Below are 14074 nucleotides of genomic sequence, written 5' to 3'. Positions count from 1 at the left end.
GCCTGCTCACCAGCCCGGTACATAGCACTCCGCTTATTTCCCCTCAAACGGGCAGCCTGGCTGCCCGTTTGCGCTCTGCGTGATACACTGCCGCCTTTGCCTTAACTGGAATGTGCCCGTGTCAGATGCTTCTCTGCTTTTTCCCGCCGATTTTCTCTCGTTAATGCGTCAGAGCCTGCCCGATGAGGCGAGCTTCGACCAGTTTATTGCCATCAGCCAGCAACCGCTGCGCCGCAGCCTGCGCGTCAACACCCTGAAGATCAGCGTACCTGATTTCCTGACGCTGACCGCTGACTATGACTGGCAGCTGACGCCGGTGCCGTGGTGCGAAGAGGGATTCTGGATCAGCCGGGAAGATGAAAGCCTGCCGCTGGGCAGCGTGGCTGAGCACCTGAGCGGCCTGTTCTATATTCAGGAAGCCAGCTCAATGCTGCCGGTGACCGCGCTGTTTGACGCGCAGCCGGACGTCAGCGCCGTAATGGATATGGCCGCCGCACCCGGCTCAAAAACCACCCAGATCGCTGCAAGAATGGATAATCAGGGGGTGATCCTGGCGAATGAATTCTCCGCCAGCCGGGTAAAAGTCCTGCACGCCAATATCAGCCGCTGCGGCGTCAGCAACAGCGCACTGACTCACTTTGATGCACGGGTTTTTGGCCCGGCGCTGCCGGAACAGTTTGATGCCATTCTGCTGGATGCGCCCTGCTCAGGTGAAGGGGTGATCCGCAAAGATGCCGACGCACTGAAAAACTGGACGCTGGCCAGTACGGAGGCGATCGCCGCGACGCAGCGCGATCTGCTCGACAGTGCGTTTCATGCCCTTAAACCCGGTGGCACGCTCGTCTATTCGACCTGTACCCTGAATCAGATTGAGAATCAGCAGGTGATCGCCTGGCTGTTACAGCGCTATCCGGGCGCAGTTGAGATCCTGCCCCTCGATAAGCTGTTTGATGGCGCGGACCAGGCCGCGACGCCAGAGGGCTATCTGCATGTCTTCCCGCAGATTTTTGACAGCGAAGGCTTCTTTGTCGCCCGGCTGCGTAAGACTGAGTCGGTCGCACCGCTGCCTGCTCCGGGCTATAAAGTCGGCAAACTGCCCTTTTCTCATCTCAGCCGCAAACAGGAAAGTGAAGTTATCGCCGCTGCCGCCGCGGTCTCACTGCAATGGGATGCGTCGCTGATGCTGTGGCAGCGCGACAAAGAGATCTGGCTGTTCCCGCACGCGGTGACGCCGATGCTGGGTAAAGTGCGCTTTTCGCGCATCGGGCTGAAGCTGGCGGAAACCTTTGCAAAAGGTTATCGCTGGCAGCATGAGGCGGTGGTCGCACTGGCGCAACCAGAGGCAGCCCAGCGTTTTGAACTCACGGCGGCAGAAGCGGAAGAGTGGTATCGCGGCCGGGATATTTACCCGGACACAGCGCCTGCCAGCAATGAGATGATAGTCACCTATCAGCAGCAGCCGCTGGGGTTGGCAAAGAAAGTGGGCAACCGCATTAAGAACAGCTATCCCCGGGAACTGGTGCGCGACGGACGCCTGTTTCGTTAACCGCAGAACAGGAACAGCCTGCCGCTCAGCACCTGTCGGCAGGCGTTATTCTGATTGCGGTGCTGGCTAAAGCGCGGGTGCTGCGCGTGCCGGTTAGTCCATTGCTTCCAGGGTCGCACAGCGCACCTGGAAAAAGTGACACTGTCACGCAAGCACTCGCTTTTGTTCCTGCCGTCAAACACACCGTGCTGGCGTTTGCTCCTGCACCCGTCAGCTCAGACCGACGAATCAGGACGTCCCGACACCCCTATTGCCGTGCCTGGGCCGGAAATTTTGCCAGCTTATCGGCCGGGCGCACGGGACGACGCACCAGTTCGCCACCACAGTTGGGGCAACGGTGCGCGAGTTCATCAGCACAACTCGCGCAGAAGGTGCATTCAAACGAGCAGATATGGGCCGCCAGCGAAGACGGCGGCAGATCGCTGTCGCAGCGTTCACAGTTAGGACGAAGTTCCAGCATACTCTCTCCTGAAAATGTTTTATCCGCCTCACGATGGCTGATGCGGAAGATCAGATATCGCGTATAGCGCCCTATAGCCTGCGGCGGTCGTCCGCCGTCCAGCGTGCGTCAGATCAGGGCGAGCGACGTTGCTTCTCCTCATCATCGTCCGCAGAGCGATCCTTTTTATCAATAACCTTATCAGCCATCAGATCATTATCAGCCAGGTCATCATCAATAAAGCCACTATCGTCTGATTCATCGTCCACCAACGCATCATCCGCACTATTTTCCCCGCTCTCCGCTTCTGGTTCCTGGCCCCCCATCGACGCCTGGATCACCTCCTCTTCCAGCGTCGGGATCAGGGCTGCACCCAGCGGTGAGGTCGCCAGACTGTCGGGCATCACCACATGGGGCAACGGCACTTCTGTCGTAGGCAGCGGACGCGGCGCACGGGTGTAACTCAGCCCGCCAATCACCAGCGCGCAGATCGCAAAAAAGAGATAGAGCATATTGCTGCCCAGCGGCTGCATCAGCGCGCCAACCAGCAGTGGTCCGATACTGGCCCCGATGCCAAATGCCATCAGCAGACAGGCGGTTAAGGATACGCGGCGCTCTGCAGCAACCTGATCGTTGGCCAGCGCCACCTGCAGCGGATAAAGCGCAAACTGCATCATGCTGGCGACAAAAGCGATGCCGATCATCCAGTGGAAGGTCAGATGCGGCAGCACCACCAGCGGCAGGCAGGACACCGCAAACAGCACCGCGATCAGAAAGAGCAGCCGCTGACGGTCAAACCGATCAGAAAGCCAGCTCAGCGGAAACTGTGAAACCAGACCGGCAAAAATGGTCAGGCTCATAAAATAACCGGTCTGGCTGGTGGTAAAGCCTTTGCTGCTGGCGTAGACCGGCGCCAGGCCGTAGAAGGCACCGATCGCCATGCCGGTGACCAGTGTGGTGCTGAGCAGTCGGGGAATGGTCCGCAGAAAATAGCCCAGCTCCATCGGCGCAGGCGTCATCGGCCTGACGTGCGTGCGGGTCGTCAGCGCAATGGGGACCAGACACAGTGCGAAGCAGAGCGCGACAATCAGCAGCGTGCTGACGTCGAAACCGGTCTGCAGGCTGAGCACCACCTGGCCGCCACTCAGTCCGAGGTAAGTGGCGACCATGTATAAGCCAAAAATCATGCCGCGCTGGGAGGATTCCGCCTGGTCGTTGAGCCAGCTCTCCAGCACCATATACTGGCACATCATGCAGAGGCCGATGATCAGGCGCAGAAACACCCACAGCAGCACCACGTTCGTCAGCCCGTGACCGATAACCGAGGCTGTGATAATCCCGGCGCAGGCGACATAGGCACGGATATGGCCCACGCGGGCGATCAGGTTATGCCCTACCTTGCCGCCAATCACCAGCCCGATATAGTTCGCCGCAATAATGGCACCAATCATCGCGCCATTGACCTGCTCACTGGCCAGCCGCAGTGACACATAGGTGGTCAGCAGACCGGAGCCGAGCAGCATCAGCAGCGTGGTGGTATAGAGCGGCAGAAACGTACTGAATATTTTTCCCATGGGACTCCCTGTCTGCAACGTCTGGCCTCAAATCAGTCACGCCTGACTATAGCTGATTCCGGCTGCGACCGACGCCTGGCGCGGCCAAAAAAAACCCGCCAGCGGTAAGCTGACGGGCCCGGAGTCAGACACTCGGGAAACTGATGTTGCTCCCCGGCGCTTCACGGTTGAGATGGATGAAGTTCAGGTGTCGTTCGTACTGATCGAGAATATCGATGATCACCTGCTCTTTGCTGTAATCCATCAGGTCGTTACCCTGACTGCCTTCCAGCAGGAAGGTTTCCAGTCGGTAGTAGGTCGACTTGCCGCTGCGGGCGCGATAGGTAAAGCCCGGAATGGAGTACTGCTGTGGCCAGACCTGATAGATAAAGTCCTGCTCCTCGCCCAGATGGACGCGCAGATCCAGATAACCGATCGGGTTAGCCTCATCCGGCGCAACACGCTCCAGCGATACCCGACCATCACGCAACTCCAGCTCTTTCGCCACCTCCTGCATCGCAGGGAAAATGGTTTTCTCCATCATCTGCTGGGTATAGCGTGAGCCAGGGTAGTTCATCAGGCGCGACAGACGTTTCTTCCAGGTCAGACGGTCGGTGGCATGTGCCAGATAAGGCGCGGTGTCACGCGTAGCACTGGCCCGGCGATGATCTTCAATCTTCAGCGATTTAAACAGCCCCGCCATCACGAAGAAGATCACAAAACTGAACGGCAGCCCCATGATAACCGTGGTGTTCTGCAGCGCCGTGATACCGTTGGCCATCAGCATGCTCAGCGTCAGCACGCCGATTGCTACCGACCAGAAGATGCGCAGCCAGTTAGGCGCATCGCTGTTAATATCTTTAAGCCGCGAGGTAAAGTTACCCAGCACCAGCGAGCCGGAATCTGCCGAGGTGACATAGAAAAGCATCCCGGTAATGGTGGCAATTGAGGCGCTGAGTTTAAACGCCGGATACTGCGCCAGCAGGCTGTAAAAGCCGCGTTCGGCATGCGCCATCACTTCCTGCGCAAAGCCCGCGTTACCGTGAATGATCTGGTAGAGCGCCGCGTTACCAAACACCGACAGCCACAGCAGCGTAAAGGTGAACGGAATGATCAGCGTGCCCAGCACAAACTCGCGGATGGTACGTCCACGGGAGATGCGCGCCAGGAACAGGCCGACAAACGGCGACCAGGCCACCCACCAGGCCCAGAAGAAGAGCGTCCAGCTGTTCATCCACTGCGTGGGCCGGTCAAAGGCAAAGGTGTTCAGCGTCATGCCCATGAAGCGATTAATGTAATCACCGACGTTCAGCACCAGCGCATTCAGCAGGAACTCGGTGTTGCCGAAGAACAGGACGAACAGAATCAGGCCCAGCGCCATGATGACGTTAAGCTCGGAGAGGAAGCGGATCCCCTTATCCACACCCGACGTCACCGAGATGGTGGCAATAACAACGGAAAGCACGATCAGCGCCGTCTGCGCTGTCAGGCCCTCCGGCACATCGAACAGTACTTTCAGCCCGTAGTTGAGCTGCACCACCCCAATGCCCAGAGTCGTGGCAATACCGAAGATGGTACCGATGACCGCCGCGATATCCACCGTATGGCCAATCGGGCCGTAGATGCGTTTACCGAAGATGGGATAGAGCGCGGAACGGATAGTCAGCGGCAGATTATAGCGGTAGCTGAAGTAGCCCAGCGCGATGCCCATCAGGGCGTACATTGACCAGCCGGTCAGACCGTAGTGGAACAGCGTCCAGACCATCGACTGGCGGGCGGCCTCCAGGGTCTGCCCTGCGCCCTGCGGCGGCTGCATATATTGCGTCACCGGTTCGGCGACAGAGAAGAACATCAGGTCGATACCGATTCCCGCGGCAAACAGCATCGCTGACCAGCTGAGTACGCTGAATTCAGGTTTAGAGTGTTCTGGTCCGAGTTTGATAGAGCCAAAACGTGAGCACGCCATATAAAGCACAAAAACAATATAGAGCGTGGCAGCCAGCATGTAATACCAGCCGAAGGTGGCGGAAACCCAGTTGACCGCCTTAAGGATCCAGCTCGCGGCCACCTCACTGTAGAGAATCGTCATGATTGAAAACGTCAGAATCAATCCGGCAGAGGTATAAAATACAACGGGATTGAGTCTGTCTTTTTCACCGGCAGGTGGATTATTCATCGATTACCTCTGGTTAATGTCCTGAAAATACGCAATGAGTACATCGTGCCGCCCCCGATTGACGGGCTGTGCGACTTTATTTTTGTCTCTTCCCTCCTGTTAATGCATGCAGCAAACAAGCCTATTTTAGCACTCAATGCCGCTTCGCTTACGCTACATTTAAAGAACAACATCCTAACAACATTTCTTTTTATATTGAACGTGCAATCAAAAAAAGTTTTAATAGGGAATCGATTTGAGGGTGGAGCGGGAGCTATGCCAAAGGTAGGGATGCAGCCGATTCGACGTCGGCAGCTGATAGATGCGACGCTGAGCACGATTAATGACGTCGGGATTAATGATGCCACGATTGCCCAGATCGCCCGTCGGGCGGGGGTCTCAACCGGCATCATCAGTCACTATTTCAGGGACAAGAACGGCTTGCTGGAAGCTACAATGCGTGATGTCACGCGTCAGCTGCGGTTAGCGGTGTTATCGCGGTTAAAACCCCTGTCCGGTGCCTCAGCAGAACAGCGGCTGTGTGCCATCGTTGATGGGAACTTTGATGAAACTCAGGTTCACACCGCCGTAATGAAAGCCTGGCTCGACTTCTGGTCAAGCAGCATGCATCAGCCACAGCTTAATCGCCTTGAGCAGGTCAGCAGCCGGCGGCTCTACTCTACGCTGGTGGCCGAGTTCCGGCGTGAACTGCCGCTGGAAACGGCACGCCTTGCCGCACATGGCCTGGCCGCCCTGATCGATGGTCTGTGGCTGCGCGCCGCGCTGAGTGGTAAGCCCTTCAGCCCGGTTATCGCCCGTACACTGACCACCCAGTTCATCCGTCAGCAACTGGCTGGCGAGCACGAATAACGGAAGGAGAAAACATGTCCCGATTTACCGAGCAGAAACTCTACATCGATGGCGCTTATGTTGCCGCTGCGTCTGGCGAAACGTTCCAGACGATTAACCCGGTCAACGGCGACGTACTGGCAGAGGTTCATGCCGCCGGCCAGGAAGATGTCGATCGCGCCGTTGCTGCCGCCCGAAAAGGCCAGAAAGTCTGGGCCGCGATGACCGCCATGGAGCGTTCGCGCATCCTGCGTCGCGCCGTGGACATTCTGCGTGAGCGTAACGACGAGCTGGCCGAGCTGGAGATGCTCGACACCGGTAAGCCCTTCAGCGAAACCGCCAGCGTGGATATCGTGACCGGCGCAGACGTGCTGGAGTATTACGCGGGTCTGGTTCCGGCGCTGGAAGGTCAGCAGATCCCCCTGCGTGACACCTCTTTTGTTTATACCCGTCGCGAACCGCTGGGCGTGGTCGCCGGGATTGGCGCCTGGAACTACCCGATTCAGATCGCCCTGTGGAAATCTGCGCCTGCGCTGGCAGCCGGTAACGCAATGATCTTCAAACCCAGCGAAGTCACACCGCTCTCCGCCCTGAAGCTGGCGGAAATCTACACCGAAGCGGGCGTGCCGGATGGCGTATTCAACGTTCTGCCAGGCATCGGTTCGGTCACGGGCCAGTTACTGACAGAACATCCTGGCATCGACAAAGTGTCATTCACCGGCGGCGTTGTCAGCGGCAAAAAAGTCATGGCCAATGCGGCGGGCTCCACGCTGAAAGAGGTGACGATGGAGCTGGGCGGCAAATCACCGCTGATTATTTTTGATGATGCCGACCTCGATCTGGCTGCCGACATCGCCATGATGGCGAATTTCTACAGCTCCGGTCAGGTCTGCACCAACGGCACCCGTGTCTTTATTCCGGCAAAACTGCAGGCCGCTTTTGAGGCGAAGATCAGCGAACGTGTGGCCCGCATTCAGGCTGGCGATCTGCGCGATCCGGCGACCAACTTCGGCCCGCTGGTCAGCTTCAGCCATCGTGACAACGTGATGCGCTATATCGAATCTGGCATCGCCGAAGGTGCGCGCGTGCTGTGCGGCGGCAAACGTCTGACCGGTGGCGATTTCGACCAGGGGGCATGGGTGGCGCCGACCGTCTTCACCGACTGCCGCGATGAGATGAAGATTGTTCGTGAAGAGATCTTCGGACCGGTGATGTCGATTCTGCGCTACGAAAGCGAAGAGGAAGTGATCCGCCGTGCCAACGACACCGAATTTGGTCTCGCTGCAGGGCTGGTGACCCAGGATCTCAACCGTGCGCACCGCGTCATTCATCAGATTGAAGCGGGTATCTGCTGGATCAATACCTGGGGTGAATCCGCCGCAGAGATGCCGGTGGGTGGCTATAAGCACTCCGGCATTGGCCGCGAGAATGGCCTGATGACGTTGCAGAGCTACACCCAGGTCAAGTCAGTTCAGGTTGAGCTGACCCGTTTTCAGTCAGTCTTTTAATCCCTTAACCTGAGGAACGACGAATGGAATATGATTACATCATTATCGGAGCCGGATCCGCAGGAAATGTGCTGGCGACCCGCCTGACCGAAGAGAGCAACGTGAGTGTCCTGTTGCTGGAAGCGGGCGGCCCGGATTACCGTTTTGATTTTCGCACCCAGATGCCTGCGGCCCTGGCCTACCCGCTTCAGGGAAAACGCTATAACTGGGCCTATGAAACCGAACCAGAGCCGTACATGAATAACCGCCGCATGGAGTGTGGTCGCGGTAAAGGCTTGGGCGGTTCATCGCTGATTAACGGCATGTGTTACATCCGTGGTAACGCAATGGATCTCGATGGCTGGGCCGAGGCGCCCGGTCTGGAGCACTGGAGCTATCTGGACTGCCTGCCCTACTACCGTAAAGCGGAAACCCGTGATATTGGCCCGAACGATTTCCACGGCGGCGACGGCCCGGTGTGCGTGGCGACGCCCAAAGCGGGTAACAACGTCCTGTTTGAAGCGATGATCGAAGCGGGCGTGCAGGCGGGCTATCCGCGCACGGACGACCTTAACGGCTATCAGCAGGAAGGCTTCGGTCCGATGGACCGCACCGTAACCCCGAACGGTCGTCGCTCCAGCACCGCGCGTGGTTATCTGGATATGGCCAAAGGCCGGGCCAATCTGAAGATCGTGACCCACGCTACTACCGATCGCATTGTCTTTGACGGCAAACGTGCGGTCGGCGTCGAGTATCTGCAGGGTGACAGCAACACCCTCAACAAAGTGACCGCGCGCCGTGAAGTGCTGCTGTGCGCCGGAGCAATCGCTTCACCGCAGATCCTGCAACGCTCCGGCGTGGGTTCGCCGGAACTGCTGAAGCAGTTTGATATCCCGCTGGTGCATGATCTGCCAGGTGTGGGTGAGAACCTGCAGGACCATCTGGAGATGTATCTGCAGTACGAGTGTAAAGAGCCGGTTTCCCTCTACCCTGCGCTGAAGTGGTGGAATCAGCCGAAAATCGGCGCAGAGTGGATGTTTAACGGCACCGGCGTGGGTGCCAGCAACCAGTTTGAAGCGGGCGGGTTTATCCGCAGTCGGGAAGAGTTCAGCTGGCCGAACATTCAGTATCACTTCCTGCCGGTAGCGATTAACTACAACGGCTCTAACGCCGTTGATGCGCACGGTTTCCAGTGTCACGTTGGTTCAATGCGCTCGCCAAGCCGCGGCCACGTGCGCCTGAAGTCACGCGATCCGCGCCGTCATCCGGCGATTCTGTTCAACTACATGTCACATGAGCAGGACTGGCATGAGTTCCGTGATGCCATTCGTATCACCCGCGAGATTATTAATCAGCCGGCGCTGGATAAATATCGTGGCCGGGAAATCAGCCCGGGACTGGATTGCCAGACCGATGAACAGCTGGACGAGTTCGTGCGTAATCATGGTGAAACCGCTTATCACCCGTGTGGCACCTGTAAGATGGGAAACGACCCGATGGCCGTTGTCGATGGCGAAGGCCGTGTGCATGGCCTGCAGGGCTTACGCGTGGTGGATGCGTCAATTATGCCGCTCATCATCACCGGCAACCTTAACGCCACCACCATCATGATCGGCGAGAAGATTGCTGATATGATTCGCGGACGTGAGCCACTGCCGCGCAGTACGGCGTCCTATCATGTCGCGGGTGACGCACCGGTCCGCACCGCGCCACAGCGCACCGGTTAAAAAGTTACAGCGTCACTTAATGAATGCCGGGCACGCTACTGCCCGGCATTTTTTTGCCCCTTCACACTGCCCGCCATCAGTATCCTCTCCCTCGTTCCTTCATAATCTGTCTAACGGCTGGGATAAAAGTCTGAGGCGTCACTGTGACTTATGAAAGCCGGCGGACTGATGCCCGTGACTGGCGGCAATGTCTTGCTCAAGACTGGCCCCATTCATTAGCGGAGATAAAGCATACAGCACGCTGATTTCATCCCTGCGGCCTGGCTGGCGCTGGCGATCGGGCTGGAGTCAGCCGCGAACCTGTTCCTTAAATATTCTGATGGTTTCAACAAACCGCTTTATGGCCTGCTGTTGCTTTGCTAAGTCCAGCTGACATTCAGTGCGCTCGCTCAGGTAGTAAAAGGAAGCGATCTGTCAATCGCCTGCACCACCGGGGGCGCTTTCGGAATTATCGCTACGTCTTAATCAGCGTGGCTATTTTTTAATCCGCACCTGAGCCCAAAAGCGTGGCCGTGTCTGGCCCTGCTACTGGCCGTAATCCTCCTGCGGAAGCGGGTCTGACTGGGTTTGAGACATTTATTCTGCTTCAGGTTAGGCCCTGCATATCCTTATCTTTCTGTGCTTTTAACGTGCCACTTTGATTGATTTTGCCTTCAAACCGTGGTCGGAATTCTCTCACTTTTGTAAAGGGCCGTTTACATAACTTTTGCCTTAGGGCTTAGTGAGCGCCAGAAACGGACTGATACGAGGAAGAATTTATGTCTGCCACACGCGGCTGGTCTACCGAGCTGGAGGGATTACGCGGCCTTGCCTCTCTCTGGGTGCTGGTTGGTCACATCAGCTTACTGACCCACTGCCATATCACGCTTATTTCATCGCCTGGCATCGGCGTCGATCTGTTTATTCTGCTGTCAGGTTATCTGATGGCAAAAAACTACGTTGAGCGACAGCATAAAGAGCCGTGGCAGCGTGCAGAGACGATCAAAACGTTCTGGATACGCCGCTTCTTCCGCATTGCCCCGCTTTACTATCTGCTGTTAATCATCGCCCTGATTTATGGCCCGTGGTTCGGTGAAATGCGCGACACCATTGCCCATTTTTATTCCGGCACCGCGACAGAGTCCTCGCGTTACAGCGATCAGTCGCTGACGAATATCCTCACCCATTTCAGTTTTCTGTTCGGCCTGCTGCCGGAATATGGCTTTAATACCGTGCTGCCTGACTGGAGTATCGGGCTGGAGATGCAGTTCTATCTGCTGTTCCCGTTTATCATGCTGGTTACGCTACGCCTGGGTTATGCCGCCTCGCTGATCGGCATCATGGCGCTCTGCTGCGCCGGACGCTATCTGCTCGCGGATTATTATGAGGCGTTCGAGATGCCCTCCATGATCCTGCTAAAACTGCACATGTTCCTGGCCGGGATGCTGCTGGCGGAAGCCGTGCGCCGTAAATCGCTGCTCTACGTCACTTTTGCCCTGCTCGGTCCGGTCGCCAGCGTGGCAATGGGCATGGGCGTGATCAAATTGCAGGTGATCATGGAAGCGTTGATGATCGTGGGTATGGCAGCGATCCTGTGGCAATACCCTCAGGACAGCCTGATGGCGACACTTATCACCCTGCCGCGTAAGCTGCTCAACAACCGTCTCAGCACCTGGCTGGGTGACGTGTCGTTCTCGGTCTATCTGCTGCACCTGCTGATTGTCATCCCGATGATTGCGCAGCTGCTCAATTACACAGACATTGAAATGAAGAGCGATATGACGCGCTTCCTGATCGTCTGCGTTTCCACTATTCCGCTGACCTATCTGCTGGCTTCTCTGCTCTATCAATATGTTGAGAAGCCGGGCATCCGGATGGGTAAGCGCGTGCTAAAGCCGAAACTGACTGAGCAGACACAGTGAGATGAAGCCGGCACGCTTTAACGAAGCCCCCAGCGGGGCTTTTTTATGGTCAGGGTTCATCAGCGCGTCTGAAAGGAAGCCAGCATCCCTGCTGCGGTGAACTACACTTTCCCGGTTAGCAATCTGACCCAGAGGAGAGAACATGAGCATTCAGCATCTGCTGTTGTCGAGTGACGGTGGCGCGGTGATCGTTGACGCAGAACAACTTGAAAGTGAGCTGGTAATTCCGCCCCACCTGCAGACGCTGGGTGGCGGGGAGGCCGACAGCAAGACCGGCCATCGGGTGGCGGTCACAAAGCACTACTGTAAAGGACGATACTATGCTGTTGCCCTCGATCGCCATGCGGCCAGCAATGAAATAGATGATGTGATCGATCTGCTGCATCCTGCCCCGCTGGATTAGCCTTTGTCAGACAGACGTTATGCCGTTTCTGCTGCCAGCCAGCGGAAAACCGGAATGCGGCCTCACCTTTAAGCAGAGGATAGAGAGTATGGAAAAGAAGAAGTGGTTTGTTTCTTACGTGATTAAGCCCGAGGGCGAAAACCATGTCACGACGCACGCCTTTATCGAGGGCGACAATGTAGAAGAGGCGCTGGAAGCCTTTATGTTTGAAACTAAAAAAAGCCTGTCGCTGGATACTGAAGAGCTGACGCTGCTTTCGGTCAGTCTGGTGTAAAGACTTTCAACCTCGCGATGGCGGGGTTTTTACTTTTTGGCGGCAGAAAAGAAAAGAGTAGAGGGCTGGCTGTGCATACATTGCCCCGGCTTATCGCTGAAGCGGATAACCATTTCCGGGTTCAGATTCCGCACGCTCTGCTGTTCTGCTGTTCTGCTGTTCTGCTGTTCTGCTGTTCTGCTGTTCTGCTGTAAAAGCCTCGCCTGTAATGGGCAAAAACGGTCATTATATTTATGGTTTATTGATTTCCCTGGTGCTGCATTCAGTTATTTAGTGGGATAAGGCCAGGCGTGATCCAGACCGGTTGAAGACATCAGACCGATCATTGCCAGATACGCCAGAATCAGGACAAACAGCACAATAGCTGCGATTTCAATGGTTTTAAAGAAATGATGTTTTGCCATAAATAACCCTCTTCAATGTATGTGTAATCAGACTCCTCCTTAAATTAGAATGTTACCGGTAAAGTGCAAGTCTAAATCACATCGTGAAACATAAAGCAGGGCTTATTAATATTCAGGTCAAAAGAGGTGACCCGTGTCAGGAACAGGCGTGCCGGATAATCAGGCATAAAAATGCCCGCAGCAGGCGGGCTTTTTACAACAGGGTTTACTCTGCGGGCTGAGCGCTAAAATCGATCACCATCCTGCCGCGGATTTTCCCCTGGATCATCTCATCGAAGATGGTATTGATCTCACCAATCTTCCTTTTTGTTACTTTCGGCACCACCTTACCTTCTGCGGCAAACTGGAATGCTTCCGCCAGATCGTTACGCGTACCAACCAGCGATCCCACCACCTGAATCCCGTCGAGGACCAGACGCGGGATATTCAGGCTCATCGCTTCGGGTGGCAGCCCGACGGCGACGACCCGTCCGCCCGCTCTGACGGCATCCACCGCCGAATTGAAAGCCGCTTTAGCCACGGCCGTGACCACTGCCGCATGCGCCCCACCCGTTTTCTCCTGAATAAAGCGCGCCGCATCTTCGCTGGCCGAGTTAACAACCAGGTCGGCCCCCATCTCTTTCGCCAGTGCCAGCTGCCCGTCACTGACGTCAATGGCAATGACCTTCGCGTTGAAAACGTTTTTTGCATACTGCAGTGCGAGGTTTCCCAGCCCGCCCAGGCCATAAATGGCCAACCACTGACCTGGTTTTATCTCAGAAACCTTCACCGCCTTATAGGTGGTGACCCCGGCACAGGTCACGCTGCTGGCAGCATAGGGATCGAGACCTTCAGGCACTTTGACCGAGTAGTCGGCCACGACGATGCACTCTTCTGCCATACCGCCATCCACCGTGTAACCGGCATTGATGACATCCCGGCAGAGCGTTTCATTACCGGAGTTGCAATATTCGCAGTGTCCACATCCTTTGAAGAACCAGGCGACGCTGGCCCGATCGCCCGGTTTCAGGGAGGTCACATCGGGTGCGACCTCTTCGACGATACCGATCCCTTCATGGCCCAGGGTCACGCCAGTTTTGTCACCGAAATCACCGTTCTTCACATGTAAATCGGTATGGCATACGCCGCAGCATTCCATCCTGAGCCGGGCCTCACCCGTTTTGAGAGGACGCAGCGTCTTCTCAACTACCTCAACCTGATGTTCACTATTAGCAATTGCCGCTTTCATAAACGTTCCTCCATTTGATTGAACACTAAGAATAAGCCAGACGGAGGTGATGGCAAGATGACAAAGAGGCGCTGGAGTCGGGGCTGGCGACGTTGATTTTACTTTTGC

General features: G+C 56.3%; 12 protein-coding genes. 7 read left to right on the top strand and 5 right to left on the bottom strand.

Translation table 11 applies throughout. The features are described 5' to 3' along the window. The first annotated feature begins 118 nt into the window (after positions 1–118). Positions 119–1546 (top strand): 16S rRNA (cytosine(1407)-C(5))-methyltransferase RsmF, encoded by a 1428-nt coding sequence (gene rsmF, locus RT657_RS16040; protein WP_313655642.1) that lies wholly within the window; start codon positions 119–121, stop codon positions 1544–1546. 247 nt (positions 1547–1793) lie between these two features. Here rsmF and RT657_RS16035 read toward each other — a convergent pair whose 3' ends face one another. From RT657_RS16035 to RT657_RS16025, 3 genes are all read right to left on the bottom strand, one after another. Continuing rightward, positions 1794–2006, bottom strand: coding sequence for a DUF1272 domain-containing protein (locus RT657_RS16035; RefSeq protein WP_313655640.1), 213 nt, complete (start codon positions 2004–2006; stop codon positions 1794–1796). A gap of 113 nt (positions 2007–2119) precedes the next feature. Further along, positions 2120–3559: an MFS transporter gene (locus tag RT657_RS16030; RefSeq protein WP_313655638.1), complete on the bottom strand. Its 1440-nt coding sequence runs from the start codon at positions 3557–3559 to the stop codon at positions 2120–2122. A 124-nt stretch (positions 3560–3683) separates the two neighbouring features. Further along, on the bottom strand, positions 3684–5714 hold the full coding sequence (locus RT657_RS16025) for a choline transporter (RefSeq protein ID WP_313655636.1): 2031 nt from the start codon (positions 5712–5714) through the stop codon (positions 3684–3686). 255 nt (positions 5715–5969) lie between these two features. Between RT657_RS16025 and betI the strand changes: the two genes are divergently transcribed. The 6 genes from betI (at position 5970) to RT657_RS15995 (ending at position 12334) form a co-directional block, all read left to right on the top strand. Next, entirely contained in the window at positions 5970–6563 is a 594-nt protein-coding gene (betI, locus tag RT657_RS16020) for a transcriptional regulator BetI (RefSeq protein ID WP_313655634.1), read from the top strand. Between the two features lie 14 nt (positions 6564–6577). Beyond that, positions 6578–8050, top strand: coding sequence for a betaine-aldehyde dehydrogenase (gene betB, locus RT657_RS16015; RefSeq protein WP_313655632.1), 1473 nt, complete (start codon positions 6578–6580; stop codon positions 8048–8050). Positions 8051–8073: 23 nt separating this feature from the next. Then, on the top strand, positions 8074–9756 hold the full coding sequence (betA, locus tag RT657_RS16010; RefSeq protein WP_313655631.1) for a choline dehydrogenase: 1683 nt from the start codon (positions 8074–8076) through the stop codon (positions 9754–9756). 758 nt (positions 9757–10514) lie between these two features. Beyond that, positions 10515–11657 (top strand): acyltransferase, encoded by a 1143-nt coding sequence (locus tag RT657_RS16005; RefSeq protein ID WP_313655630.1) that lies wholly within the window; start codon positions 10515–10517, stop codon positions 11655–11657. 142 nt (positions 11658–11799) lie between these two features. Continuing rightward, complete coding sequence (locus tag RT657_RS16000; RefSeq protein WP_313655628.1) at positions 11800–12060, top strand: hypothetical protein; 261 nt, start codon at positions 11800–11802, stop codon at positions 12058–12060. Positions 12061–12148: 88 nt separating this feature from the next. After that, entirely contained in the window at positions 12149–12334 is a 186-nt protein-coding gene (locus RT657_RS15995; protein ID WP_111138835.1) for a hypothetical protein, read from the top strand. Between the two features lie 266 nt (positions 12335–12600). Here the strand turns inward: RT657_RS15995 and RT657_RS15990 are convergent, their stop codons facing one another. Together RT657_RS15990 and adhP are read right to left on the bottom strand one after the other, a co-directional pair. Beyond that, positions 12601–12738 carry a hypothetical protein gene (locus RT657_RS15990; RefSeq protein WP_313655626.1) on the bottom strand — a complete coding sequence of 46 codons (138 nt, stop codon included), beginning with the start codon at positions 12736–12738 and terminating at the stop codon, positions 12601–12603. A gap of 205 nt (positions 12739–12943) precedes the next feature. After that, entirely contained in the window at positions 12944–13966 is a 1023-nt protein-coding gene (gene adhP / locus RT657_RS15985; RefSeq protein WP_313655625.1) for an alcohol dehydrogenase AdhP, read from the bottom strand. Positions 13967–14074 lie beyond the last annotated feature (108 nt).

Source organism: Pantoea sp. (assembly GCF_032114055.1).
Lineage (GTDB): Bacteria > Pseudomonadota > Gammaproteobacteria > Enterobacterales > Enterobacteriaceae > Pantoea.
This window is presented reverse-complemented; position numbering and strand designations above follow the sequence as displayed.